Origin of the sequence: Glaciibacter kafniensis (assembly GCF_039538945.1) — a bacterium.
GTDB lineage: Bacteria > Actinomycetota > Actinomycetes > Actinomycetales > Microbacteriaceae > Cryobacterium > Cryobacterium kafniensis.
The window spans coordinates 1,541,803-1,566,125 of the sequence record NZ_BAABCN010000002.1; the positions used below are offsets into that span (position 1 = coordinate 1,541,803).

General features: G+C 65.6%; 22 protein-coding genes. 9 read left to right on the forward strand and 13 right to left on the reverse strand.

The window, feature by feature from the left end; genetic code table 11:
• The first annotated feature begins 54 nt into the window (after window positions 1-54).
• Window positions 55-456, forward strand: a complete 402-nt coding sequence (locus tag ABD791_RS07715) for a DUF4307 domain-containing protein (RefSeq protein ID WP_345064210.1) — start codon at window positions 55-57, stop codon at window positions 454-456.
• A gap of 88 nt (window positions 457-544) precedes the next feature.
• On the forward strand, window positions 545-1,036 hold the full coding sequence (greA, locus tag ABD791_RS07720) for a transcription elongation factor GreA (protein WP_345064212.1): 492 nt from the start codon (window positions 545-547) through the stop codon (window positions 1,034-1,036).
• A gap of 102 nt (window positions 1,037-1,138) precedes the next feature.
• Here the strand turns inward: greA and ABD791_RS07725 are convergent, their stop codons facing one another.
• The 3 genes from ABD791_RS07725 to ABD791_RS07735 form a co-directional block, all read right to left on the reverse strand.
• Window positions 1,139-1,579, reverse strand: coding sequence for a VOC family protein (locus ABD791_RS07725; RefSeq protein WP_345064216.1), 441 nt, complete (start codon window positions 1,577-1,579; stop codon window positions 1,139-1,141).
• Between the two features lie 90 nt (window positions 1,580-1,669).
• A complete protein-coding gene (ilvA, locus tag ABD791_RS07730) occupies window positions 1,670-2,911 on the reverse strand; it encodes a threonine ammonia-lyase (RefSeq protein WP_345064219.1) in 1,242 nt (413 codons plus the stop codon).
• Window positions 2,908-4,176: an AI-2E family transporter gene (locus ABD791_RS07735; RefSeq protein ID WP_345064222.1), complete on the reverse strand. Its 1,269-nt coding sequence runs from the start codon at window positions 4,174-4,176 to the stop codon at window positions 2,908-2,910. The genes ilvA and ABD791_RS07735 overlap by 4 nt, the downstream gene beginning before the upstream one ends.
• Window positions 4,177-4,238: 62 nt before the next feature.
• Here ABD791_RS07735 and ABD791_RS07740 point away from each other — a divergent pair, with 62 nt between their 5' ends.
• Window positions 4,239-5,477 (forward strand): winged helix-turn-helix domain-containing protein, encoded by a 1,239-nt coding sequence (locus tag ABD791_RS07740; protein ID WP_345064225.1) that lies wholly within the window; start codon window positions 4,239-4,241, stop codon window positions 5,475-5,477.
• A gap of 745 nt (window positions 5,478-6,222) precedes the next feature.
• Here ABD791_RS07740 and ABD791_RS07745 read toward each other — a convergent pair.
• Both ABD791_RS07745 and ABD791_RS07750 read right to left on the reverse strand, forming a co-directional pair.
• A complete protein-coding gene (locus ABD791_RS07745) occupies window positions 6,223-7,107 on the reverse strand; it encodes a M48 family metallopeptidase (RefSeq protein WP_345064228.1) in 885 nt (294 codons plus the stop codon).
• 12 nt (window positions 7,108-7,119) lie between these two features.
• The gene (locus tag ABD791_RS07750; RefSeq protein ID WP_345064231.1) at window positions 7,120-7,686 is read right to left on the reverse strand and encodes a LemA family protein; all 567 of its coding nucleotides are present in this window, start codon (window positions 7,684-7,686) and stop codon (window positions 7,120-7,122) included.
• A 163-nt stretch (window positions 7,687-7,849) separates the two neighbouring features.
• Here ABD791_RS07750 and ABD791_RS07755 point away from each other — a divergent pair, with 163 nt between their 5' ends.
• From ABD791_RS07755 to ABD791_RS07770, 4 genes are all read left to right on the forward strand, one after another.
• Window positions 7,850-8,572: a TetR/AcrR family transcriptional regulator gene (locus ABD791_RS07755; RefSeq protein WP_345064234.1), complete on the forward strand. Its 723-nt coding sequence runs from the start codon at window positions 7,850-7,852 to the stop codon at window positions 8,570-8,572.
• Window positions 8,562-9,359, forward strand: coding sequence for an ABC transporter ATP-binding protein (locus ABD791_RS07760; protein ID WP_345064237.1), 798 nt, complete (start codon window positions 8,562-8,564; stop codon window positions 9,357-9,359). Before ABD791_RS07755 ends, ABD791_RS07760 begins: the two co-directional genes overlap by 11 nt.
• Complete coding sequence (locus ABD791_RS07765; protein WP_345064240.1) at window positions 9,356-10,090, forward strand: ABC transporter permease; 735 nt, start codon at window positions 9,356-9,358, stop codon at window positions 10,088-10,090. Before ABD791_RS07760 ends, ABD791_RS07765 begins: the two co-directional genes overlap by 4 nt.
• Window positions 10,091-10,551: 461 nt before the next feature.
• Window positions 10,552-10,815, forward strand: coding sequence for a hypothetical protein (locus ABD791_RS07770; RefSeq protein WP_345064243.1), 264 nt, complete (start codon window positions 10,552-10,554; stop codon window positions 10,813-10,815).
• Window positions 10,816-10,924: 109 nt separating this feature from the next.
• On the opposite strand, the gene ABD791_RS07775 is transcribed toward ABD791_RS07770, so the two are convergent.
• Genes ABD791_RS07775 through ABD791_RS07795 form a run of 5 tightly spaced genes read right to left on the reverse strand, consistent with a single transcriptional unit; the run spans window position 10,925 to window position 16,854 of the window.
• Window positions 10,925-12,400: a glycoside hydrolase family 1 protein gene (locus ABD791_RS07775; RefSeq protein ID WP_345064246.1), complete on the reverse strand. Its 1,476-nt coding sequence runs from the start codon at window positions 12,398-12,400 to the stop codon at window positions 10,925-10,927.
• Window positions 12,397-13,710, reverse strand: coding sequence for a D-arabinono-1,4-lactone oxidase (locus ABD791_RS07780; protein ID WP_345064249.1), 1,314 nt, complete (start codon window positions 13,708-13,710; stop codon window positions 12,397-12,399). Before ABD791_RS07780 ends, ABD791_RS07775 begins: the two co-directional genes overlap by 4 nt.
• Window positions 13,707-14,942: an alanine racemase gene (locus ABD791_RS07785; RefSeq protein WP_345064252.1), complete on the reverse strand. Its 1,236-nt coding sequence runs from the start codon at window positions 14,940-14,942 to the stop codon at window positions 13,707-13,709. Before ABD791_RS07785 ends, ABD791_RS07780 begins: the two co-directional genes overlap by 4 nt.
• 2 nt (window positions 14,943-14,944) lie before the next feature.
• Window positions 14,945-16,258, reverse strand: coding sequence for an MFS transporter (locus ABD791_RS07790; RefSeq protein ID WP_345064255.1), 1,314 nt, complete (start codon window positions 16,256-16,258; stop codon window positions 14,945-14,947).
• Window positions 16,255-16,854: a TetR/AcrR family transcriptional regulator gene (locus ABD791_RS07795; protein ID WP_345064258.1), complete on the reverse strand. Its 600-nt coding sequence runs from the start codon at window positions 16,852-16,854 to the stop codon at window positions 16,255-16,257. The genes ABD791_RS07790 and ABD791_RS07795 overlap by 4 nt, the downstream gene beginning before the upstream one ends.
• A gap of 240 nt (window positions 16,855-17,094) precedes the next feature.
• On the opposite strand from ABD791_RS07795, the gene ABD791_RS07800 reads away from it, so the two are divergent.
• Window positions 17,095-18,018 carry a Ppx/GppA family phosphatase gene (locus tag ABD791_RS07800; protein WP_345064261.1) on the forward strand — a complete coding sequence of 308 codons (924 nt, stop codon included), beginning with the start codon at window positions 17,095-17,097 and terminating at the stop codon, window positions 18,016-18,018.
• A gap of 13 nt (window positions 18,019-18,031) precedes the next feature.
• Here ABD791_RS07800 and cls read toward each other — a convergent pair whose 3' ends face one another.
• The 3 genes from cls to ABD791_RS07815 form a co-directional block, all read right to left on the reverse strand.
• Complete coding sequence (gene cls, locus ABD791_RS07805) at window positions 18,032-19,489, reverse strand: cardiolipin synthase (RefSeq protein WP_345064264.1); 1,458 nt, start codon at window positions 19,487-19,489, stop codon at window positions 18,032-18,034.
• Window positions 19,486-21,045, reverse strand: a complete 1,560-nt coding sequence (locus ABD791_RS07810; RefSeq protein ID WP_345064267.1) for an SLC13 family permease — start codon at window positions 21,043-21,045, stop codon at window positions 19,486-19,488. Before ABD791_RS07810 ends, cls begins: the two co-directional genes overlap by 4 nt.
• Before the next feature lie 139 nt (window positions 21,046-21,184).
• Window positions 21,185-21,655, reverse strand: coding sequence for an Lrp/AsnC family transcriptional regulator (locus ABD791_RS07815; RefSeq protein ID WP_345064270.1), 471 nt, complete (start codon window positions 21,653-21,655; stop codon window positions 21,185-21,187).
• Window positions 21,656-21,908: 253 nt separating this feature from the next.
• Here ABD791_RS07815 and ABD791_RS07820 point away from each other — a divergent pair, with 253 nt between their 5' ends.
• Window positions 21,909-24,311, forward strand: coding sequence for a transketolase-like TK C-terminal-containing protein (locus ABD791_RS07820; RefSeq protein ID WP_345064273.1), 2,403 nt, complete (start codon window positions 21,909-21,911; stop codon window positions 24,309-24,311).
• Window positions 24,312-24,323: the final 12 nt, after the last annotated feature.

Sequence of the window (24,323 nt, forward strand, 5' to 3'; positions counted from 1 at the left end):
CAGATAACCTTAGGTGTAAGCCTAATCGTTGAACCTGAAGTGTGGAGTCGCCCCGTGACCGTGAACCCCGGAATCGACGAACGCTATGGGCGAACCCCCACCCGTCGTCTGCGTGACCGCCGCCTGTTGTGGGTGTTCGGCGGTATTTTCGCCGTCGTGCTGGTCGCCTGGGTGGTCTGGGCCGGATTCGACGCGCCGTCCTCGGTGATTGAAACGCGAGACACGCGTCACGAGATCCTCGATGCGAACAGCGTGAAAGTGACATTTGAGGTGTCGTTGCCGGCCAACACGGCGGCCAGCTGCGCCGTCGAAGCCCTCAACGAGGGATTCACGATCGTCGGCTGGAAAGTCATCGACCTTCCGCCGTCTGACTCCTACACCCGGTCATTCACCGAGGTTGTGCGCACCACCGAGTTGAGCAACACGGGATTGATTTACCGCTGCTGGCTGACCTAGACTGGCGTATTCGCCCCGGTTCTCGCCGGGGCGTCGACTATATCTGCGGGGCACGGGAGACCGGCCTTGGCAATAGAGGAGAGTACCCATGACTACCGACACAACGGTGACCTGGTTGACCCAGGAGGCCTTTGACCGTCTGACGACGGAACTGGGCACCCTCAGCACCACTGGCCGCGAGGAGATCACGAAGAAGATCGAGTCGGCCCGTGAGGAAGGTGACCTCAAGGAGAACAGCGGTTACCACGCTGCGAAAGACGAGCAGGGAAAGATGGAGGCGCGCATCCGCACCCTCACCCAGCTGCTGCGCACCGCCGAGGTCGGCGATGCACCCCAGAGCCACGGCGTCGTTCAGCCCGGAACCGTCATCACCGCGACGATCGCCGGCGATGAGAGTCGATTCTTGATTGGCAGCCGTGAGATCGCCGGCAACAGCGACCTCGACGTCTACAGCGAGCAGAGCCCGCTCGGTGCTGCGATCATCGGTCTCAAGATCGGCGGGTCGACGAGCTATACCGCCCCGAACGGCAAGGAGATCACCGTGCTGATCTCCAAGGTGGAGACCTTCACCGGCAACTAGTGCTGGTCAACACCTCGACGTCATGACCCAAACGGGTCGGGATCCTGCGCTGGAGCAGGATCCCGACCCGTTTGTCATATCGTGAGTCGGCTAGCTTGCCGGCTAGCTCTCGGCCATCCGCTCCATCACGTTTGTGCCATCGGAGAGAACGGGCGAGATCAGCCCGAAGACGTTGCCGTCTGGATCGAGCAAGTAGCCGACCCGGCCGATCCCCTGCATGTCGTCGAGCGGAAGCGCCTCACTCGCGCCCAGCTCCAGTCCCTTCGCGAACAGGGCGTCGATGTCGTCGACTCCGACCACGATGTTGCACCCGTTCACCGGTGCCCCGGTCTCGGGACGCGGGCCTCGACGCTCGGTCAAACCGCCGTTGATCCCGCGCCCTGGCGCACCCGTGTTGTTGATGGATCCCTCACCGGTGTCGATCGACCAATACGGCATCTCGCCGAACTGGCTGAAGGTCCAGCCGAGCAACTCGGAATAGAAGGCGATGAGCTTCGACGGTTCTGAGGCGTGGATTTCGAAGTGGACGACGAGGTTGGCCATGAGTTCCTCCGTTGCTGACGTGGTGACCGCTGAAGCGGATGCGCGCTCAGACTACGCCGCGCATCTCACTCCTTCAAGGCACCGACTGGCCTACTCGGTGTCGATGTGCGGGTCGTAACCAGCTGCGCGCAGCACGTCAACAACCTGCTGGCGGTGCTCCGGCCCCCGGGTCTCGACGCTCACATCGAGCTCAACCTCGCTGATCTGGAGTCCGACGCCGTGCCGGGTGTGCAGCACCTCGATGACGTTGGCGTGTGCTTCGGCGAGAAGCTCTGAGATGCGGGCGAGCTGGCCGGGACGGTCGGGCAGCATGATGCGCAGCGTCAGGTAGCGGCCGGACGCGGCCAGCCCGTGACTGATCACGCGCTGCATCAGCAACGGGTCGATGTTTCCGCCGGAGAGAATGGCGACCGTCGGACCCGATGCGGTGATCTTGCCGGCGAGGATTGCGGCGACCGAGACGGCACCGGCCGGTTCGACGACCAGCTTCGCGCGCTCCAGCAGCACGAGCAGCGCGCGGGCGATGTCGTCTTCGGTGACGGTGACGATCTCGTCGACGAGCTCTTTGATGATCTCGAAGTTCAGCAGGCCGGGCTTCGCGACGGCGATGCCGTCGGCGATGGTCGGCTGGATGACGATCTCGGTCACCTCGCCGGCGGCGATCGACAGCGGGTAGGGCGCGGCGTTGGCCGCCTGCACGCCGATGATGCGGATGCTGCGCCCCTCGCGCGCCGCACGCTGCTTGAGCGCTCCGGCGACACCCGAGATCAGGCCACCGCCGCCGATGGGAACGATGACGGTCTCGACATCCGGAACCTGCTCGGCAATCTCGAGACCGACGGTGCCCTGACCCGTGATCACGTCGACGTGGTCGAACGGCGGGATGAGAATGGCGCCGGTTTCCGCGGCGAACTCGGCCGCAGCCTGCAGGGGCTCAGCCACGGTGTGACCGCGGAGGATCACATGCGCGCCGTAGTCGCGGGTGGCCTGCAGCTTCGGCAATGCGACACCGACGGGCATAAAAATGGTGGCTGCGATGCCGAGCTCGCGGGCAGCGAAGGCGACACCCTGGGCGTGGTTGCCGGCTGATGCGGCGACGACGCCGCGCGCCTTCTCTTCGTCGGTGAGCTGCGACATCCGGTTGTAGGCGCCACGAATCTTGTAGGAGCCGGTGCGTTGCAAGTTCTCGCACTTCAAATGCACGTTCTGGCCCAATACATCGGTGAGATAGCGCGACGTCTCCATCGGAGTCAGTCGAGCTACTCGTGCGACAACCGGCCGTGCTGCTTCGAAATCAGCCAGGCTGGGGCCGACGAGGGTGGTGTCTGTCATTCGTTCTTCTCTTCCAGATTGCGGCGGAATGTGGGGCGGCTCTGCGGAACGGTCTGCCAGAGCGGAGAACTGGGAACCAGACCGGGCGACAGTGGGGATGACCGCCAGACCCCGCTTGAAATGTAGTTCGTCATCACGTTCAGCACCGCGGCGATCGGAACGGCGAACAGGGCGCCGGGGATGCCTGCCACAAGTGATCCGGCCGCGACGACGAGCACGACGGCGAGTGGATGCACCTTCACCGCGCTGCCCATAATCAGCGGTTGCAGCACATGTCCCTCGATCTGTTGAACCAGCAGCACGACGCCGAGCATGATCACGGCAATCAATGGACCGTTGAAGATCAAGGCGATCACGACAGCGACAGCGCCCGTTGCGACCGCACCGACGATGGGGATGAATGAGCCGAGGAACACGAGCACGGCGATCGGGATGGCCATCGGCACTCCGAGCAGGGCGGCACCGACCCCGATGCCGACAGCGTCGATGGAGGCGACGAGAATCTGAACCTTGACGAAGTTGCCCAGCGTCGCCCAACCGGCGATACCCGCGCCGTTCACTGCGGCCCGCGCGCGGCGGGGGAAAATGCGAACGATCCACGACCAGATGCCCTTGCCGTCGATCAGGATGAAAAGCAGGCTGAACAAGGCCAGCAGCACACCGGTGAGGAGATGCCCCAGCGAGCTGCCCACACTCAGTGCACCGCTGACGAAGATCTGAGTGTCGCCTTGAAGTGCCGTCCAGATCTGCTGCATATAGTCGCTGATTTGCGCATCGGTCAGATGCAGCGGCGACATGAGCAGAAACTCTTTCAGATTGCTGTACGACGTCGCCAAGCGCGTGCTGAGCCCCGTCGATCCGTCAATGATCTGGGTGGTAGCGAGCGTAATCAGCCCGCCCACGGCGAGGAGAGCCGCAACCATCGCGGTCGCGACGGCCAGGCCGCGCGGCCAGCGGTGCTTGACCAGAAAAGTGACCACCGGAATGAGCAGCGCCGAGATCAGAACCGCAATCAGCAGAGGAATGACAATGAGCCGCAGCTGCACGATGAGGAAACCGAACAGGGCAATCGCCCCGGCGATCACGAGGATGCGCCACGACCAGGCACCGGCCAGCCGAACGCCGCCGGGAATCGACCTGTCGATGTCGGCCGCCGCCGTCGTCTCTGCAGCACTGGGCGGTGGCGTGAGGAGCTCCGGGTCGACCTGCCGGTTTCGACCGCGAAACAACGTGCCCCAGCCCGATTTCCCCGTGGATTCACTCACGCACTAAGTCTAGGACCGAGCATTGCCCCTCTCTGTCGGTGGCAGGAGTTAGTGTCGACTCGATGACCGATACACTCTCCCCCGCGCTCGCCCGCCGAGTGGCCCTGGCCGCCCAAGGTTTCGGCCGCGCTCCGACGCAGACACAGAGTCCGACGCGGGCACCGGGCATCCGTCAGCTCGACGCACTCGTGAACCGGCTGCAGCTGCTGCAGATCGACTCGGTCAACGTTTTCGAGCGCAGCCACTATCTTCCGGTGTTCAGTCGTCTGGGCGTCTACGACAAAACGGTTCTCGACCGGCTCACTGCGGCGAAGACCGGGCGCTACACCGAGTATTGGGCGCATGAGGCGTCGATTCTGCCGCTGGACACCTGGCCGCTTTTTCGCTGGCGGATGCAGGCCTACCGCGCGCACGCCGACACCGACGCGTCGCATTGGTCGCATGCCAACCGACCCATGCTCGAGTGGCTGCGCGCGGAACTGGCCGAGAAGGGCCCGCTGCCGGCCAGCGAGATCGAGCACGACGCGAACAAGCGCAGCGGCCCGTGGTGGGGCTGGTCAGATGTGAAGACCGGCCTCGAGGTGCTGTTTCGGTGGGGCGAGGTGGTGAGCGGCGGGCGCAGCCGGTTCGAGCGGGTCTATGGCTTGCCGGAGCAGGTGCTGCCCGCCGAGCTTCTCGGGCGCGAGATCAGCCGCACGGATGCCCACCGCGCGTTGATCGCGCGGGCGGCACAGGCGCACGGCGTCGGCACGGTGAAAGACTTCGCCGACTACTTTCGGCTGAAAACCGCCCCTGCCCGTGTGGCAATCCAGGAGCTCGAAGATGCCGGCGAGTTGATTCCCGTCACCGTGCCCGGCTGGGGTTCTGGTGCTGGTTCTGGCGGCGCGGCCGGCGCCGCCTGGCTGCACCGCGATGCCCGGCTCCCCCGCTCAATCGATGCAGCAACCGTTCTGTCGCCCTTCGACCCGGTGGTCTGGGAGCGCGCCCGCGCCCTGCGACTGTTCGATTTTCACTACCGGATCGAGATCTACACGCCGAAGCATCTACGGGTGTTCGGCTACTACGTGCTGCCGGTGTTGGTCGGCGACACCATCGTGGGGCGTGTCGACCTCAAGAACGACAGGCAGGCCGGCGTCCTGCGGGTGCAGGCCGCCTGGGCCGAACCCGGTGCACCGGCCGACACCGCCGCTCGGCTCGCCGCGGTCCTCCGCGATGCCGCCGACTGGCAGGGTCTGGGCGAGATCGTCGTCGCGCCGAACGGCACGCTGGCTGCCGCGTTGGCTGCTGAGCTGCAGAGCTGACCCGAAGCCGAAGAGCGAGCCCGAGCCAGCCCGCACGTCGGGACGTCCGCCGGACGACCCTCGTTCGCAACCCGCGTCAATAAGGTAGATGACCATTCCGTTGGTCGAGGAGCACGCGACGGAGGAGCGCGCTTTTATTAGGTAGATGGGCCATTTCGTTGATCGAGGAGCGCGCGAGCTTGCGAGCACGCGTCTCGAGATCTCGCGAGCCAATCCTTGAACTCGGGTTGCGTTTGAACGTCGGCTCGCGAGGTCTCGAGACACTCGCTGGCGCTCGCTCCTCGACCAACGAAATGGTGATATTCGTCCACCACCATGCCGTGCAGCGGCCCGGAAGCTCGAGACCCCGCGAGCCGATCTCCGGACTTGGGTCTCGTGTGAATATCGGCTCACCTGGTTTCGACAAGCTCAACCAACGAGAACCTGCGCCGCGCGGGTCGGGTGCCGCTGCGCGGGTCAGAGCCCAGCCATGCATTCGTCGCGCGGGCCCGGCGCCGCCACGCGGGCCGGCGCCAACGCGCGCAGCGGCACCCAACCCGCGCAACCCACATCCCGCCCGTCGATGCTACTGTCGCACATCCGTCGCGCGGGTCGGATGCCGTCGCGCGGGTCAGGTGCCGTCGCGCGGGTCGGATGCCGTCGCGCGGGTCAGATGCCGTGGCGCAGGTCAGGTGCCGAGCCGGTTGCACCACGCGGGTCGAAAACGGCCACGCCCGCCGGGTCTCGGCAAGCCCGACCACGGGTCTTAGAAGGTGCGACCCATCGTCTCCAGACGCTCCACCCGTTCGGCGATCGGCGGGTGGGTGCTGAACAGCTTGTTCATCATGCCCGGCTTCAACGGGTTCGAGATCCACAGGTGCGACATCGACGAGTTCTGACGCTGCATCGGACGCCCATAGGCTTCCAGCTTGAGCAGGGCGCTGGCCAGGGCATCGGGGTGCCGAGTTGTCATTGCGCTCGTCGCATCCGCCAGGTATTCGCGCTGACGTGACACGGCAAGCTGCACCATGGTTGCGACCAAGGGGGCCACGAGCATGGCCACCAGGCCGAAGACCATCACAACGGGGTTGCCATTGTTGTTGTTATTGCGGCCGAAGAACGCCATCCGCAAGAACATGTCGGAGATGAAGCCGACGGCGACGACGAGTCCGAAAACGATCATCGAGACACGAATATCGTAGTTCTGCACGTGGCCGAGCTCGTGAGCCATCACGCCTTCGAGCTCCGAGTCATCCATGATGTCGAGCAGTCCGGTCGTTGCGGCGACCATCGCATGCTCTGGATCACGGCCCGTGGCGAACGCGTTCGGCGCCGGGTCGTTGATGATGTAAATCTCGGGCATCGGGGTGCCGGTGGTGATCGACAGGTTCTCGACGGTGTTCCACAGGCGCGGGTGATCGGCCTTGCTGTTGACCCGGATGCCGCCGCTCATGGAGATGGCCTGACGGCCGGCCATGAAGTACTGGAACACGGCGTAGAGCGTCGCGATCACGATCGTCATGATCAGGATCGAGTAGCTGCCCCGCCCGTACACGGCGTTCGCCAACCAGCCGAGCCCACCGATGATGATGAGAAAAAACAGGATGATGAAAACTGTGTTGCGCTTGTTTCGCGCAATCGCGCTATACATTGACGCCTGCCGTTAGAACTGAACGCGCGGCGGCTCCGCAATGGCTGCGGAGTCGGCGACCTCGAAGAATTCACGCTGCGTGAAGCCGAGGTTCTTGGCGATGAGGTTGTTCGGAAAGACCTGAATCTTGGTGTTGAACTCGCGCACGCCGCCGTTGAAGAAACGGCGCGATGCCTGAATCTTGTCTTCGGTGTCAACCAGCTCAGACTGCAGCTGGAGGTAGTTCTGGCTCGCCTGCAGCTGCGGGTAGGCCTCTGCAACGGCAAAGATGCTCTTCAGAGCGGTCTGCATGTGGTTCTCAGCAGCGGATGCCTCGGCCGGGCTCTGTGCAGACAGAGTCTCGGCGCGCGCCTTGGTCACGTTCTCAAAGACGCCACGCTCGTGTGCCGCATATCCCTTGACCGATTCGATCAAGTTGGGGATCAAGTCGGCACGCCGCTTGAGCTGCACCGTGATGTCGCTCCACGCCTCATCAACACGAACCTTCAGCGTGACGAGAGAGTTGTAGGTTGCCCAGAAGTAGATGCCGATAATGACGACAAGTACGACGACGATGAGAACCGGGATGAGCCATTCCATGGCAGCGACTCCTTGTGATTGTGCGGGCAGACACGCCCGTAAATGGTGCAAATCCATACTATCTGCGGCTCTGCCCGCTCCCATGCGCTTCCCATGACTCTCCAAGGTAAGTGGGGGCGCACTCCCACTCCCCCGGCGGCCGAACGGGCCGTATGCTCACTGCATGAGTGAGTCGCCGGAGGTCAGCGCGCAAGGTCGCGGGCGTCCCCGTGGCCGCCCACGCGGGCGTCCCCGTGCGAGTGCGGCAACCGACACGCGCTCGCTCATTCTGCGCGCTGCCGGAGTCGAATTCACCGACAAGGGTTATGAGGCGGCCTCGCTGCGGGCGATTGCCCGCCTGGCGGGCGTCGACCCGGCCCTGGTGCACCACTATTTCGCCGACAAGGCCGATCTCTTCGCCGAGACGATCCAGGCGCCGTTTCGACCAGACATCGTCGTGCCGAGAATTCTCGCCGGCCCGCGCGATCGCATCGGCGAGACCCTCGCCCGGTTCGTGCTGACCGCGCTCTCCTCACCCGCCGCGGAAGCCAAGGCTGTTCTGGTGTTGCGCACCGCGATCGGGCACAACGCAGCAAGCCGAATGCTGCGCGAATTTCTTGTGCGTGAGGTGTTCCACCGCATCGCTGCCGGTGTCGACGCCCCTGACGCGGAGTTACGGGCAGCCCTCGCCGCCTCGCAGGTCGTTGGCACCATCGTGGCCCGGCACGTTCTGAAAATCGAGCCGTTGGCCAGCGCCCCGATCGAGGATGTGGTGGCGCGAATCGGGCCAGTTCTGCAGTGGCATCTGGTCGACTACATGCCAGCGGCAAAGCTCGGATCAGAGGGACAAGCGACCCCCTTGACAGCGCCGGAAGCACAAGCGAATAATTCATCACATGGTGAATAACGAGGGGCCAGCCATCCTCATCGACAACCTCGTGGTACGTCGAGGCCGAAATCCTGTGCTTCACGGGTTGAACCTGGAGATCGCACGCGGTGGGGTCGTCGGCCTGCTCGGCCCCAGCGGATGCGGCAAGACCACGTTGATGCGCGCGATCGTCGGCGTACAGGTGGTGAAGTCCGGCACCGTCACGGTGCTCGGTCAGAGCGCGGGTGCGGCGTCCCTCCGCCGTCGCATCGGCTACGTCACTCAGTCGTCCAGCGTCTATGACGATCTCACCGTGCGACAGAATCTGCAGTATTTTCGCGCGGTGCTGAAGGCTCCGAAATCCGACATCGACCGCGTGCTCGAGCAGACCGATCTCAACGCGCAGGCCGGGCAGCTCGTGTCGTCGCTGTCTGGTGGTCAGCGCAGCCGAGTCTCGCTGGCCGGCGCCCTACTCGGCAGGCCAGAGCTTCTCGTGCTCGATGAGCCGACGGTCGGTCTCGACCCGGTGCTGCGCGTCGAACTCTGGGCTCTCTTTCACCGCTTGGCGGATGCGGGAACGACGCTGCTGGTGTCGAGTCACGTCATGGATGAGGCCACGCGGTGCGACCGGCTGCTTCTGATGCGCGACGGCGAGATTCTGGCGGACGACACCCCGGCCGGACTCCTCACTTCGACCGGGGCTGCCGACACCGAGACGGCATTCCTGACGCTGATCGGGCGGCCTCCCAGCGAGCAGCCGTCGTCGAGCGAGCAGCCGTCGTCGACCGAGCAGCCGTCGTCGACCGATGACCGGAGCGCCTCGTGAACCCGCAGCGCACGCTGGCCACCGCCGGCCGCATCCTCAGTCAGATTCGTCACGACCCGCGCACAATCGGGCTGTTGCTCATCGTGCCTAGCCTGCTGATCGGACTCGTCGCCTGGATCTTCTCGGACACCGACAGCTTTTCGGTGATCGGCCCGTCAATGATCGCGCTATTCCCGTTCATCGTGATGTTTCTGGTCACGAGCATCACCACCCTGCGGGAACGCCGCACCGGTACCCTCGAGCGGCTACTGTCGATGCCGCTCGGCAAAGGCGACCTGATCCTGGGCTACACCCTCGCCTTCGGGCTGCTGGCCGTGCTTCAATCGGCGATCGCCGTTGGCTTCGCGGTCTGGGTCTGCGGGCTCACCATCGAAGGTTCGATCTGGCTCCTGCTCGCGGTCGCGGTGGCCGACGCCATCCTCGGCACCACGCTGGGGTTGCTCGCCAGTGCGTTCGCCAACACCGAGTTTCAGGTTGTGCAGTTCATGCCGGTGATCGTGTTTCCGCAGATTCTGCTCGGCGGCATTTTCATCGCCCGCTCGCAGCTGCCCGACGGGCTGCGTCAAATCAGCGATTGGCTGCCGCTCTCGCATGCGATCGATGCGATGCAGGCGGTGGCGACCAACTCGCACGATGCCGCCTACGTCGGCGGCGAGTTGCTGATTCTCGGCGCCTGGATCGTCGGAGCCATCGTGGTCGGTTCGGTGACGCTGCGACGTCGCACGCCGTAGCTCCCGCCGAACATTGACCCGCCGAACAATTGACCCGCCGAACATTTGACCCGGCGAATGTGGCGCGGTGGGTTGCGCTGCGGCAAAAGGTCCCACTACGGTAATTGATACGCCATCTGACGAAAGGAGCCGCATCGTGATTACTTCAACTCATGCAATCGCATCTCGTACCACCGCCGGCTTCGTCGGCGTCTTCACCGCCTGATCGGCCAGTAGATAGCCCACCGGTCCAGACGGTGGTGACGATTTCGAAGCTCGACCAGGCAGCATCCGCGCAGACGACATCCGCGCAGGCAGCATTCGCGCTGTCGTGTACGCGCCTGTCCTCGGTCATTCACCCCGTATGCGGCGCGCATCTTTGCGCAGCCGTCTCTGCCGCATCTCGCGCGGCCACCACTCTATTCAGCGACCGAATGCTCGTCAGAGCGCCCGGATCGCAGACATCAAAGGAATCAACCACCATGAATACCCACCTGGCTCCCATGCCCGGGCTCCAAGACTGTCCGCCCCAACCCGAGAGCACCCCGGAGGTGCGCCCGCCCGTGCGCCGTGTCGGCCATCTCGATCGTGCCGCCATGTATCTCGGCATCGCGCTCATCCGGTGGAGCCGCCGCCCTGCCCGGGCTGCGAAGCGCCGCGAGCGACCGGTCTTCAACGCCGCAGAACTCGAACGGCGCAGGGAAGCGGACCACAACCTGGCCCTCTCGATGATCCCGTTTCGGTGAATTCGTTGCCGAGTTTGACCTTTCCGGTCGAACTACCCCGCTGTGCCGGGGAAAGTCGACCGGAAGTGTCAAGCTCGGCGGAAGAGGGAGCCGGCGGTGACAGGACGCGTTAGGCGCGGTTAGCGAGCACCTCTTGAAGCCAGCGATACGACGACTTGGGCGTGCGGGTCTGGTCGTCGAATTTCACGTGCACGAGACCCTGCCGCTGCGTGTAGCCGGCCTCCCACTCGAAGCCGTCGAGCAGCGACCAGACGAAGCAGCCGCGCAGGTCAACACCCTGGGCGACTCCCCCGGTTGCGACAGCGTCGAGCGCGACGCTCAAGTGCTCGGCGAGATAGTCGATGCGAAGCGGGTCGTTGACCTCGCCGTAGACATCTGCGGCGTCGGGGTAACCGGCTCCGAGCGCGGTCAAGACGACAGGTGGCAGCGCGTCGCCATAGCGATCACGCAGCTCACGCAGTGCGACACCCAGATACTCGGGTGCGTTCACACGCCCAGAACCGGCGACCGGATGTTCGCGCCAGGCTTCGAGATGGAACGGCAGCTTGGCAGCGGGCTTGCCTGAACCAGCGGCGTCGGCTTCGGCGGCAGTTTCGGCAGCACGGCGAGAACCAACCGGTGCAACGGCGAATCCCGCCGCAACCCGACTCGGCCCGACATAGTTCAGGCCGTAGAAATCAAGCGGCTGGTGGATGGTCGCGAGGTCGTCCGGGTCGGTCTCCGTCAGCATCCGCGCCTCTGAGGCGAACGGCTCAGGCGGGGTCGGGTAGCGACCGAGCAGCACCGCATCGGCCACGAGCCGGTTGTGCAGCAGGTCGTAGAGATCGGCGTAGATGCCGTCTTCTTCGCGGTCGGTCGCCGGCTGCACCGGGGTGTGCGCGCTGATGAGGCCGATTTGGCCACGCACGTCGGCGGCGCGGAGCCCCTGCACGGCCAGACCGTGCCCGAGCAGTTGGTGGTGCGCCGTCGGCAGGGCGTCGAAAAGCAGGGTGTCACCCGGCGCCTGGGTGCCGAGCAGGTAGCCGTTCAGCATCACCGTGGATGGCTCGTTGAGCGTGACCCAGGAGTGGATGCGGTCGCCGAAGACTCCGCCGACCTCGTGGGCGTAGTCGCCGAAGCGGCCGGCCGTGTCGCGATTGCGCCAGCCGCCACGCAGGGTGGCCGGGGTGTCCCAGTGGAACAGGGTCGCCATCGGGGAGATGCCGGCCGCGAGAAGCTCGTCGAGCAGACGGTCGTAGAAGGCGATGCCGGCCCGGTTGAGGGCGCCTCGGCCATCGGGCTGCAGGCGCGGCCAGCCGAAGGAGAACCGGTAGCTGTCGACGCCGAGTTCGGCCAACAGCGTCACGTCTTCGCTCACGCGGTGAAAATGGTCGGCCGACACCGAGGCGTTCGAGCCGTCGACAATGCGGCCGGGCTGGGTGGTGAACCAGTCCCAGACCGATTCGGCGCGCCCGCCGTCGCGGGCGCCGCCCTCGATTTGAAAAGCGGATGTCGCGGTGCCGATCTGGAATCCGGGGGGGAGTCGATCCCCGAGTTCGGCAGCCCGGCGGGGCCATTCGCGGGTGGCCGGGCTGTTGCGTGTCATCGTCCGAGGACTCTTTCCAGATAGGGGTTCGTGAAACGGCGTTGGGGATCCAGCCGGTCACGCACCCGGGCGAACTCGTCGAAGTGCGGGTACACCGTGCGCAGTGACTCGGCGTCTTGGTAGTGCATTTTGCCCCAGTGCGGACGCCCGCCGTGACCGCGCATGATGGCTTCGACGGCGGTGAAATATTCGGTGGGGTTCTCTCGATAGTACCGGTGCACGGCGATGTAGCCGGTGGCCCGGCCGCTTGCGGTCGACAGCCAGAGGTCGTCGGCGGCGGCCGAGCGCACCTCGATCGGAAAGGAGATCGTCCAGCCGCGCTTCTCGATCAGGGCACGCACCTCGCGCAGGGCGTCTGGCACCGCCGCCAGCGGAATCGCATACTCCATCTCCCGAAACTTGACCGTGCGGTTCGTCACGAATACCCGCGGCGACAGGTCGGTGAAGTCACGGCGGCCCGAGAGTTTCTCGGCCATCCGGCTGAAGCCGGGCACCAACGGCGGGATCGCGGTGCCGAGTCCGCAGGTGACCCGGTAGAGCCCGTTGGCGAGCAGCTCGTCATCGACCCAGCGCCCGAAGCGAGGCAGCGGCGCGCGCGCGGCATCCGTCGACAGACGAATGTTGGTCTTGGTCAGCGCGGTCTGGGTGTGCGGAAACCAGTAGAACTCAAAATGGTCGACGGCGGCCGAGCGTTCAAGAAACGTGTCGATGATCTCATCGAGCGGTTCGGCGATTTCGACGGCGTGCAGTAAGAAGGCGGGCACGCACTGCACGGTCACGTCGACGATGATGCCCAGCGCGCCGAGGCCGAGCCGGGCGGCCGGCAGCAGTTCGGCGTTATCCGTCTCGCTGATGTGCAGCAGAGTGCCGTCGCCGGTCACGAGGGTCAGCGCGACGATCTGGGTGGCCAGGCCGCCGAACGCGCCGCCGGTGCCGTGTGTGCCGGTGGAGGTGGCGCCCGACACGCTCTGCCTGTCGATGTCGCCCATGTTCGCCAGGGCCAGTCCGTAGGGGGCGAGCAACGCGGGAAGCTGGTGCAGACGGGTTCCGGCCGCCAGGGTCACCCGGCCGGCCGCCTCGTCGACCGCGATCACACCGCTGAGGTCGTGCAGGTCGAGTTGCACCCCGGTCGCGACGGCGATTCCGGTGAAACTGTGCCCGGCCCCGACGGCCTTGATCCGCATGCCCGCCTTGCCGGCTGCGACGACCGCGCGTTGCACTGCCTCAGCGCTCGTGGGCCGCTCGACACGTTTCGGTCGCACCTTCTCTGTGCGTGCCCAGTTGTGCCAAGTGGCCCCGCTCGCCGTCATAGAAAAGCCTTTCCTTCGCCCCGGTAGGTGGGAACCATATCGACAACTGTGCCCTGATCGACGAGCGCGAACTCGTTGACGTGCTCGCTGAGCTCCCCCGATTTGGTGTGACGCAGCCAGACCCGATCGCCGACGGTGAGGCGCGGGGCGTCGGCACCGGTCAGCGGGGACTGCACCTCCCCTGCCATCTCGCGGGGCACCATCTGCAGCCGCTCCGGCCAGACGATGCGCGGCATCCGGTCGACACCGGGTGGGCCGGATGCGATCCAGCCGCCGCCGAGGAGGGTCGCCATCTCCGGGGTGGGTTTGCGCACAACCGACAGCGCGAAGGCCGCGGCGGGTGCCGGACGGAAGCCCGAATAGTTGTCGAAGAGGTGCCCGCCGAAGAAGCCGCTGCCGGCGGCGATGTCGGTGACGGAGGGGTCGTCGTGGGTGCTCTCCAACGATCCGGTTCCGCCGCCGTTGACGAACTCGAGGTCGGCGACGAGCCGCACCGCTGCGACGGCCGCCGCCCGTCGCTCGGCGAGTTCGGGGATCGATTGTTTGCGCATCCAACTGTTGATGCGGGCGGCGACCGGGTTGCCGGCCGGCTTGTCGCCGACCCCGGCGATCTGCGCCTCGTAGCCCATCATTCCGACGAGGGCGAAGCCGGGCCGCGAGACGATCGCGATGGCCAGGGCGTGCGCGGCCTGGGCCGTGTGCACCGGCGAACGCCAGACACCGAGGTGACCGAGCACCGGGGCATCCCACGACGAGTCGAGTTCGAGGCAGACCCGGATTGTCTCGCGCTCGCTCGGAGAGATGACCGAGTCGATGAAGTCGAGTTGGGCCAGCGAGTCGACCATGACCGTGACCGTGGCGGCGGCCTGCGGCGAGCGACCGAGGCGTTCGATGGCGGAACGGTCGGCGGTCGGGTAGCCGACAACGATGTCGTCGACCGTGTCGGCCAGCCAGAGCGCCTCGGCGAGCGTGTAGGCGAGCACGCCCTGGTAGCCGGGGGTTGCCAGGATCGCCTCGATCACGCTGCGCACCCGAATCGACTTGGTGGCGACTCGAATGGGGGTTCCTTGTGCGCGGGCCAGCATGTCGTGGGTGTTGTGCCGCAGGGCGTCGAGGTGGATGGCGGCGATCGGAGCGTCGAGGTGCGCCGTCGCCACGGTGAGTTCGGGCCAGTATCGCCCCGGGGTGTGCCAGGGGGCGGATGCCGCAAGTCGGGAGAGATCAAGGGTCATGGTCAACGCACCGACTTCACTTTCGCTACCGCCAGGGCGCCCGCGAATGCGAACACCCCAGACAAGATGAACAATCCGAAGAATCCGCCGAGTGCTGCGACGGCTGCGGCGCCGAGCAGCGGGGCAATCGCCTGGGGTACGGCGGTGGCGATGTTCATGATTCCGAGATCCTTGCCCCGCGAGGCCGGGTCGGGCAGCACCTGGGTCGCCAGCGCCTGGTCGACCGACAGGAAGCATCCGTAGCCGAGCCCGAGCAGCCCGGCGGCGATCATCGCAGCAGTCAGATCGGGTACGAAGGCGAGGATGAGGGCCGCGACGCCTTGCAGGGCCGAGGCGACGAACACGAAGATCTTGCGGCGCTCGAGCCTGTCGCTGAGCCGGCCGAGAAAGATCGACGCGATGATCACGAACACCATGTAGATCAGGGTGAGCACGATCAGATCGTCTTCGGCGTTGGTGTCGTTCAAGCCGAACATCAAAAAATAGAGCAACAGGGTGGTGCCGAGGGCGTTGCCGAAGTTGACCAGCACGCGGCTGAGCAGCGTCCAGCCGAAGTCGGGGTGCTCGCGCGGGCTGATCCACAGGCTCTCAATGATGCCGCGGAGCGTCATCGGCTCGCGTTGTTCGGGCGTCAACACCGCGTCGGGCAGCAGCAGAAAGGGAATCACGAGAATCACGAGCAGGATGGCGACGACCGCGTAGCCGGTGAACGTGCCGGTGAACAGCATGGTCACCAACAACAGCCCCAGAATGATGCCGACGGCTTGCGGGGCCGACATCCAGCCCGACACGTAGCCGCGCTGGTTCACCGGAACCTGGTCAGAGATCGTGGCGGTGAGGGCGGCGGTGAGCACGCAGAAACCGGTCAAGGCGAGCGCCCAGAAGACGCCGATTCCGACGAGCGTCTCCTGCACGCCGAGCAGCAGCAGCGCGGCGGCGAACAGCAGCGAGCCGCCGGCGATCCATGGCCGACGGCGACCGAACCGTGAGGTGGTGCGGTCGGAGAGCGCTCCGGTCAGCGGGTAGGCGATGATCGCGCAGATGCCCGCGATTCCCGAAATGATGCCGAACGCGACGACACTGTCGACCCAGTGTTCAGGGTGGAGTTGTTTGTCGATCTGTGCGGGAAGCAACAGCTGCACCGGCGTGAGCTGTGCCATCCAGATGCCGAGCCAGGCCGTCGCGAACGCGGCGATCCACCGGCCGGGCACGCGGCGGGTCGGCTCGGCGAAGACGCCGACGAGGGTGAGTGAATGATCATGGCCGGAGCCGGATCCGACGTGGTGACTGGTGCCCGTGTTGTCGCTGCTGCTCATGCCGGCCTCGCCAATCCTGCGACCGCGTCGGCCGCAAAATCTATGAGGGATGCCGCGGCTGCGTCATCCCGGTTCACCAGCCAGGCGAGCGTCAGGCCGTCGGTGAGCGCGATGAGGATGCGCGCCACCTCCTCGACCGGACGGTCCCAGACCACGTTCGTCGCCTCGGCGCCGGCAGCGAGTGCCGTCGACGCGAGGGCGTAATAGTGCTCGTATTGCATACGGGCGAGATGCTCCCCCGCCGGGGTACGCAACGCATAGTGAGTCAGCTCGAACATTGCCTTCTCGCGTTGCGGATCGGCCTGAATTGAAACTAGATAGCTCTGGATGCTCGCGCGCAAGACTTCGCGCACCGTCGCCCCCTCAGACGGGTGCGGCAACACGACGGAACTCTCCTCCTGCGCGACGATCTCACGGATCAGTTCAGCCATGAGTTCGTCGTGGGAGGCGAACGCGTAGTGAAAGCTGGCAAGCGACATTCCGGCCTCGGCCACGATGGCGCGGGTCGTTGCCGCGGCGACACCGCGCTGGGCAACGACGCGCAGCGCCGCCTGAATCAGCGCATTTCGGCGCTCAGCGGTCGGGATACGTGGCACTCGGCCCCCTCACACTCCAGTGGGTAAGAAGTGGGTCAGATGACCCAGTCGCAAGTATGCACCATGCGCGGTCGATCCTGCACTACCCCCGTTGGAAGCGTGACGAGGTGAACGAGACGAACCGAGCGTGCGGTGGACGTGCACCGCTCAGGACACCGGCACGGACGCTGCGGGTTGCTTCTTTGATGGTGTTGCTCGCTGAAGAGTACCAACTCGTGGTGGAGGCACTATCGTCGTACCGTGCGCTTAGGAGTTCTCGACGTCGGATCCAACACCGTTCACCTTCTGGTGGTCGATGCTCACGAGGGCGCGCCCCCGCTGCCCATGGTTTCGGACAAGGCCGTGCTGCGCCTGATGCGATATCTCACCCCCGATGGCGCCATCACCGAAGAGGGAGTGCAGGCGATCGTCGCCGCCGTGCAGAACGCGGCGAATGTCGCGAAGCAGCACGACATCGACGAATTGCTCCCGTTCGCGACCTCCGCCCTGCGTGAGGCGACGAACGGGCCAGAGCTCCTGGCGCGGGTCGAACGCGAGACCGGGGTGGCCCTGCAGGTGCTGTCGGGTGAAGACGAGTCCCGACTCACCTTTCTGGCCGTTCGACGCTGGTATGGCTGGTCGGCCGGCAACATCCTGCTTTTCGACATCGGCGGTGGCTCACTCGAGATCGCCTCCGGCGCGAATGAGATCCCTGACGTAGCGGTGTCGCTCCCGCTCGGCGCCGGCCGTTCGACCGTCGGCTTCTTGCACAATGACCCTCCCCTGCCCGAGCAGGTCACGGCGTTGCGCGAGCATGCCGCCCGGGTGCTGGCGGCTGCCGTGAGCGCGTTCGCCGGCCAGCCGGAGCCGCATCACATCGTGGGTTCGTCGAAGACGATCAGGTCGCTTGCCCGCCTCGCCGGCTCGACCCAGGACGGCGTCGGCTCGCTCGATCGCATTGTGCTGCGCCGTTCACAGCTCAACGATTGGGTGCCGCGTCTCGCCCGGATTCCCGCGGACGCCCGGCCGGCATTGCCCGGCATCACCGCCGACCGCACCTTTCAGATCGTCGCAGGCGGCATCGTGCTCGGCGAGGCGATGGCCGCCTTCGACGCGACGGTGCTGGAGGTCTCTCCGTGGGCGTTGCGTGAGGGAATCATTTTGCGGTACCTCGACCGTCTCTGACGGACGACGCGTTCTACTGCAACGCCGAGGTCAGCCGCGCGAGACTGTCGCCGATCTTTCCACCGACCGAGCGGTTCTGCCAGGCGACCGGATCGAGCGGTGCGCTGTTGGCGCGGTAGCTGTCCTCGACCAGGCGCATCCGGTCGACGAAATCGCGGCCGTGCACCAGCACCGACACCTCCATGTTGAGGCTGAACGAGCGGATGTCCATGTTGCTTGAGCCGACCACCGCGACGTCGTCGTCGATGGTGAAATGCTTCGAGTGCAGCACGGTGGGCGCCCGGTAGAGGTAGATCTTCACCCCGGCGTCGAGCAGCGCCTGATAGTACGAGCGCTGAGCGTGGTACACGAGCGCCTGGTCGCCGATCTCGGAGACGAACAGTTCGACATCCACCCCGCGGTTCGCTGCCGTCACGATCGCGAGAAGCGTCGATTCTTCTGGCACGAAGTAGGGGCTGGTGATGCTGACGCGCCTGTGGGCGTTGTGGATCATCATGGCGTAGAGCTTGAGGTTGTTGTCGTTGTCGAAGCTCGGGCCGCTCGGCAGCACTTGCGCGTCGAGCAGCGCGGGGTCGTCGCCGAGTACGACGGGGCTCGTGTCGAGCGGCAACAGGATGCCCGATTCGCTGTACCAGTCGGTGACGAAGACGGCGTCAAGTTCTCGCACGACCGGGCCCTGGACGCGCACCATCAGCTCGTGCCAGTGCAGCCCCCGCTCGATGTTCTTCTTCTTGAGATAGCTGGAGTCGATCATGTTCTGCGACCCGGTGAAGCCGGTGCGGCCGTCGACGACGACCAACTTGCGGTGATTGCGCAGGTCAGGACGCTGCCACTGCCCGCGGAGCGGGCGCAGCGGAAGCATCGCGTACCACTCGATGCCGGCATCCGCCAGAAACGCCTGAGTCTCTTTTCGGTTCGGGTACATCAAGCCAGACAAAAAGTCGGAGAGCACTCGCACCGTCACGCCGCGCGCCGCGGCACGGGCGAGTGCGTCGAAGAAACCGGCGGTGGATGCGTCGCGCACGAGCACGTAGAACTCGACATGCACGTAGTTGGTTGCGCTGTCGATCGCGCGAATCATCGCGTCGAAGGAGCCCTGGTAGTCGTCGATGAGTTCGGCGGTGTTGCCGCCGAGCATCGGAAGTGCGCCGAGCTTCTGGTTCAAACGCACGGCGGAGTGCAGCCAGTCGGGCCATTCATCGCCATGGCTGACCAGTTCGAGGCCTTCGGTGCGCGCCATCATCAACGCGTTCACGTCGCGCTGCTTGTCTCTGCGGTGCCGGGGCAGTTTGTTCAGCCCGATGATCAGAAAGACGAATGCGCCGATAAAAGGAATGAACATGATGGCGAGAATCCAGGCGATCGCCGTCGACGGCCGTCGGTTCGCCGAGATGAAGATGGCGGCCACGAAAACGATGAGGATGTGCGCACTGAGCAGAAGAAAGGTGACGAGGTCGAATGTCTCGTTCATGCCTGGAACGGCCAGATGAGCGGAACGAGAAACACTGCGACGAGAAGGAAGAACGCCATCAGCGGCAGCCCGAGCTTCCAATAGTCGCCGAATCGGTAGCCGCCGGGCCCCATCACCATGGTGTTGGCCGGGGTCGCCACCGGCGTGAGGAACGAGGCGGCGGCAGCGACGGCGACGGCCATCAGCAGCGGCATCAGCGAGATGCCGGTCTCGACCGAAATGGCAATCGCGATCGGCGCCACGATGAGGGCGGTCGCCATGTTGCTGATCAGCTGGCCGAGCACGATGGTGACGGCGGCGATGCCGAGCACGAGCAGGTAGGGGCTGGACTCGCCGACCAGGTCGACCAGGCCGTTGGCGAGCAGGTCGGCCAGTCCGCTCGACTGGATGGCCGTGGACAGCGGGATCATGCCACCGACGAGCAGAAGCGTGGTCCAGGAGATCGAGCGGTGTGCCTGCTGCACGCTGAGCACCCGCAGCAGCACCATGGCGCAGGCCGCCAGGAGCGCGGCGACGGCGGGCGGCACGAGCCCGGTGGCGAGAAGGATGACCATTCCCGCGAGCACGATGAGGGCCGACTTGGCGCGGGGTCCCATCGGCACGGCCTGCCGGCGCACGGTCTGTGGGGCGTCGATCACGACGACGTTGGGGTCTGTCGTCTTCTCGTCGAGGGCATCCCACTGGCCGCGCAGCAGCAGCACGTCGCCCTCGGAAAGCTTCGTCTCACCGAGATCTTCGCCCGCGCGTTGGATGGCGACGATCACGAGGTCGCCGCTCGCGGTGACCATGCCGGGAAAGGCGCGGTCGCCGACGAATTCGGAGCGAGGCGGGATGACGACCTCGGTGAGGCCGTAGCGTCGATTGATCAGTTCATCGGAGGAAAGGGAGTATTGGTGGGCGAGCACGCGGGCGTGGTCGCTCAGGTCGCGCGGCATGAAGTCGGCGTCGCGCTTCGGCAGCAGTTTCGGGCCGAAGAACACGACGATGAGGATGGTGCCGATCACCAGCGGGATGCCGACCAGCGCGAACTCGAAGAAACCGATCGGGCGCGCCCCGGCGTTGACGGCCAGTTCGGAGACGAGCACATTCACCGGCGTGCCTGTCATGACCAACAGGGACCCGGCGTGAGCTCCGAAGGCGAGCGGCATCAGCAGCTGCGAGGGAGACTGCGAGGTGCGGATCGCCATCACCACCACCATGGGCAGCAGGGCGGCGACCGCTCCGTTCACGCTGATCAATGCCGTCACGATGGCGACGAGAATCATGATGAATGTGACGATGCGGCGGCGGCTCGTGCCGGCCCGTTCGACGAGTTGGGCACCGGCCCAGGTCGTCACGCCCGTGGCGTCGAGCCCTTCGCTCACGACAAAGAGGGCGGCGATGAAAACGACGACCGGATCGCCGAAACCGGCCAACGCTTGCTCGAAGGACAGCACTCCCGTCGCATAGAGCACGAGGGCGACGCCGATGGCGACCACCCCGACAGGAAGTTTGTTCCACACGAAAACGACCACCGCCACCAGAAGCACGGTCAGGGTAATCACAATGTCGTTCACAGCCCCTGAGGCTACACGGCTTGGGAGTCCTGGCCGGGTTGTGTCGCCCGTTTCCTTCGCCGAACTGTGTCACATGACGTGTTTCAGGCTCGAAAACTCGTCATTTGACACAGTTCGACGGGGCTGAAGCTCGATGAGACTACTTGTGGCCGATCAGCTGAGCGACGCGGTACTCGACGAGCTCGCCCATCACCAGACCGGTCGACGTGCGTTTGACGCCGTCAATGGCCAGGATGCGTCCGGCAATGCGATAGAGGTCGTCGGCGTCACGCGCCACCACGTGAACGAGCAGGTCGGCGACGCCGGAGAGTCCGTGCACCTGTAGCACCTCGGGCACCTCGGCGAGAGTGGACGCCACCGCACCGAGCTTGCGTTGTTTCACAGTGGTAACGATGAAAGCCCGCAACGGGTAGCCCAGGAAGGCCGGGTCGATCCGCCGCTCGAAGGAGCGCAACGACTTCTCGGCGGCGTACCTGGCCAGGCGGGCGCGCACCGTGTTGCGGGCGAGGCCTGTCGACTCGGAGATCGCCAGATTTGTGGCATCGGGATGAGCGACAAGGGCTGTGAGCAGGGCCGCATCGATTGAGTCGGCGGTACGCGAAGTCTCCATTGTGCTCACCATTCTCGGCTCCCGTCTGGACCCATCTGACCATTATGCGCAGTTCAATGAGCATGTATTGCGCAACCCGATTCCTGATGTTCAGATATCTGCAAGCACTGCATAAATTGCCGACCGATTTAGGAACCCTGTCGCGGCAGCGTGCCGAGCGACCTTCTTCACAAGAGAGGCATCGCAGAGCTGTGGAATACGACCAATCGTTCCCGCGCTGCGGCACGCATCCCCTCTCGCGCGAAGGACCCTCATGATTGATTCACTCTCGGTGACACCGATTGACAACACCGCCACGGATGCCCTGGCCGCCCCTGACGCCCTGACCACCCACGCCGTCCCGTCCGCCGCCACCGGCGCATCCGCTGATCTCGTCGTGACACTGCGCGAGATCGAACAGCGCGTGCTCTGGCTCGCCACCTCGATCGTGCACCACGCCAACCGGGTGCGCCCGAACACCTCTGGCGTGAAGGTCGGCGGGCACCAGGCGTCCAGCGCCTCGCTGGCGACCATCATGACCTCACTCTGGTTCGAGCAGCTCGGCGCCGCGGATCGCGTCTCGGTCAAGCCTCACGCCTCCCCCGTGCTGCATGCGATCAACTATCTGCTTGGCACCCTCGACGAGAAATACCTCACGACGCTGCGCGAATTCGGCGGCCTGCAGAGCTACCCGAGCCGCTCGAAGGATCCCGATCCGGCCGACTACTCGACGGGTTCCGTCGGTATCGGCGCGACGGCCCCGCTCTGGGGCGCAATGTCGCGTCGCTACACCGAGACCTTGACGGGCATCCCGAGCCGTGGTCGTCAGTATTCGCTGCTTGGCGACGCTGAGCTCGACGAGGGCGCCATCTGGGAGGCCGTGCTGGACTCCGCCGTGCAGGACCTCGGCGAGATCGTCTGGATCGTCGACCTCAACCGCCAGTCGCTCGACCGGGTCGTGCCGAACATCGCCGCCGGCAAGATCGAGAAGCTCTTCGACGCCGCGGGCTGGCAGGTCATCACCGTGCGGTTCGGCCGGTTGCTCGAAAGCCTGATGGGTCGCACGGGCGGCGATGCCCTGCGCCGACGCATCGTCGACATGCAGAACCCCGAATACCAGCGACTGCTGCGCTGCAACGCCGACGAGCTGCGTGTGCGCCTGCCTGGTGTCGGCGACAGCGGGGCGGCGATCACGACCCTCATCGCCGACGTCGACGACGCCACGCTGCTCGCCGCCATCCGCAACCTCGGCGGGCACGATCTCGACGCCCTGCGTTCCGCCTATGCGCAGATCGACGACACCCGTCCGACGGTCATCCTCGCCTACACGGTCAAGGGGCATGGTCTGCCGATCGAGGGCCACCCGCAGAACCACTCCTCGCTGCTGACCACCCCGCAGTATGAACAGCTCGCGGCCTCTCTCGGCGAGCGGGCGGATGCGCCCTGGTCGCGTTTCGCCCCCACTTCCGCAGCCGGTCAGGTGTGCAGTGCGTCGGCGGCTCGCCTGGCTCGAGACGCTGTTCCCGTGGCCACGCCGCCCGCTGTTCCGACCGACCTCGGCCACACCCCGATCGGAACCGGCACCACCCAGGCCGCCCTCGGCCGCGCCCTGCTCGACCTCACCCGGGTCGCACCGGATGCCGCACGCCGCGTGGTCACGGTCAGCCCCGACGTCAGCTCGAGCACCAACCTCGCCGGCTGGATCAACAAGGTCGGCGTCTGGTCGACCGAGGAGCGCCACGACTGGTTCGACGACGACGCCGAGACGATCATGCACTGGCGCCAGCGGCCATCCGGTCAGCACATCGAGCTCGGCATCGCCGAGGTCAACCTGGTCGGTCTGATCAGCGAACTCGGCTCGACGTGGAGCCGCTGGGGCGAGACCCTGTTTCCGATCGGCACGATCTACGACCCGTTCGTCGAGCGGGCGCTGGAACCGTGGTCGTTCGGGATGTATGCGGGTGGGCAGTCGATCCTCGTCGGCACGCCGTCTGGCGTGACCCTGGCTTCGGAGGGCGGCGCGCACCAGTCGATCAAGACACCGTCAATCGGTCTCGAGCAGCCGGAGTGCATCAGCTACGAACCGGCCTTCGTCGTCGACACGGAGTGGGCACTACTCGCCGCGATGGGCCAGCTCGGACGCCCGGGCGGCAAGTCGGCCTATCTGCGTCTGTCGACCCGACCCGTGGACCAGAAGCTGGCTCAGATTCCCGCTGACCCGGCCGCGCGTGAACGGCGCCGTCGGCAGGTCGTCGCCGGCGCCTACGTGTTGCGCGCGGTCGAGACGCCGGAGCTGTCACTCGTCACGATGGGCGCCCTGGTGCCCGAAGCACTGGCGGCAGCCGAACGACTGGCCGAGCAGGGCGTGCGCGCCGAGGTGATCTGTGTGACGAGTCCTGGGCTGCTCTTCGAAGCGGTGCAGGCTCGCCAGGGCCAGGGTGATGCGCCGACCTGGATTCTCGACCAGGTCTTCCCCGCCGAACGCGCCGTGCCGATGGTCACCGTGCTCGACGGACATCCGCACACGCTGTCGTTTCTCGCTTCAATCAACCGAGTCGCGAGCCGCAACCTCGGCGTCTCACGTTTCGGGCAGGCCGGCGACCTTGAGTCGGTGTACCGCTACCACGGCATCGACACGGATGCGATCGTGCGGGCGGCGCTGGACGTGCGCGCCTAACCGCGTCTCACG

Coding starts and splice junctions, on each gene's coding strand:
- greA (WP_345064212.1), top strand. CDS start 545: ATGACTACCGACACAACGGTGACCTGGTTGACCCAGGAGGCCTTTGAC.
- ABD791_RS07725 (WP_345064216.1), bottom strand. CDS start 1,579: ATGGCCAACCTCGTCGTCCACTTCGAAATCCACGCCTCAGAACCGTCG.
- ilvA (WP_345064219.1), bottom strand. CDS start 2,911: ATGACAGACACCACCCTCGTCGGCCCCAGCCTGGCTGATTTCGAAGCA.
- ABD791_RS07740 (WP_345064225.1), top strand. CDS start 4,239: ATGACCGATACACTCTCCCCCGCGCTCGCCCGCCGAGTGGCCCTGGCC.
- ABD791_RS07745 (WP_345064228.1), bottom strand. CDS start 7,107: ATGTATAGCGCGATTGCGCGAAACAAGCGCAACACAGTTTTCATCATC.
- ABD791_RS07750 (WP_345064231.1), bottom strand. CDS start 7,686: ATGGAATGGCTCATCCCGGTTCTCATCGTCGTCGTACTTGTCGTCATT.
- ABD791_RS07755 (WP_345064234.1), top strand. CDS start 7,850: ATGAGTGAGTCGCCGGAGGTCAGCGCGCAAGGTCGCGGGCGTCCCCGT.
- ABD791_RS07760 (WP_345064237.1), top strand. CDS start 8,562: ATGGTGAATAACGAGGGGCCAGCCATCCTCATCGACAACCTCGTGGTA.
- ABD791_RS07770 (WP_345064243.1), top strand. CDS start 10,552: ATGAATACCCACCTGGCTCCCATGCCCGGGCTCCAAGACTGTCCGCCC.
- ABD791_RS07775 (WP_345064246.1), bottom strand. CDS start 12,400: ATGACACGCAACAGCCCGGCCACCCGCGAATGGCCCCGCCGGGCTGCC.
- ABD791_RS07780 (WP_345064249.1), bottom strand. CDS start 13,710: ATGACGGCGAGCGGGGCCACTTGGCACAACTGGGCACGCACAGAGAAG.
- ABD791_RS07785 (WP_345064252.1), bottom strand. CDS start 14,942: ATGACCCTTGATCTCTCCCGACTTGCGGCATCCGCCCCCTGGCACACC.
- ABD791_RS07790 (WP_345064255.1), bottom strand. CDS start 16,258: ATGAGCAGCAGCGACAACACGGGCACCAGTCACCACGTCGGATCCGGC.
- cls (WP_345064264.1), bottom strand. CDS start 19,489: ATGAACGAGACATTCGACCTCGTCACCTTTCTTCTGCTCAGTGCGCAC.
- ABD791_RS07815 (WP_345064270.1), bottom strand. CDS start 21,655: ATGGAGACTTCGCGTACCGCCGACTCAATCGATGCGGCCCTGCTCACA.
- ABD791_RS07820 (WP_345064273.1), top strand. CDS start 21,909: ATGATTGATTCACTCTCGGTGACACCGATTGACAACACCGCCACGGAT.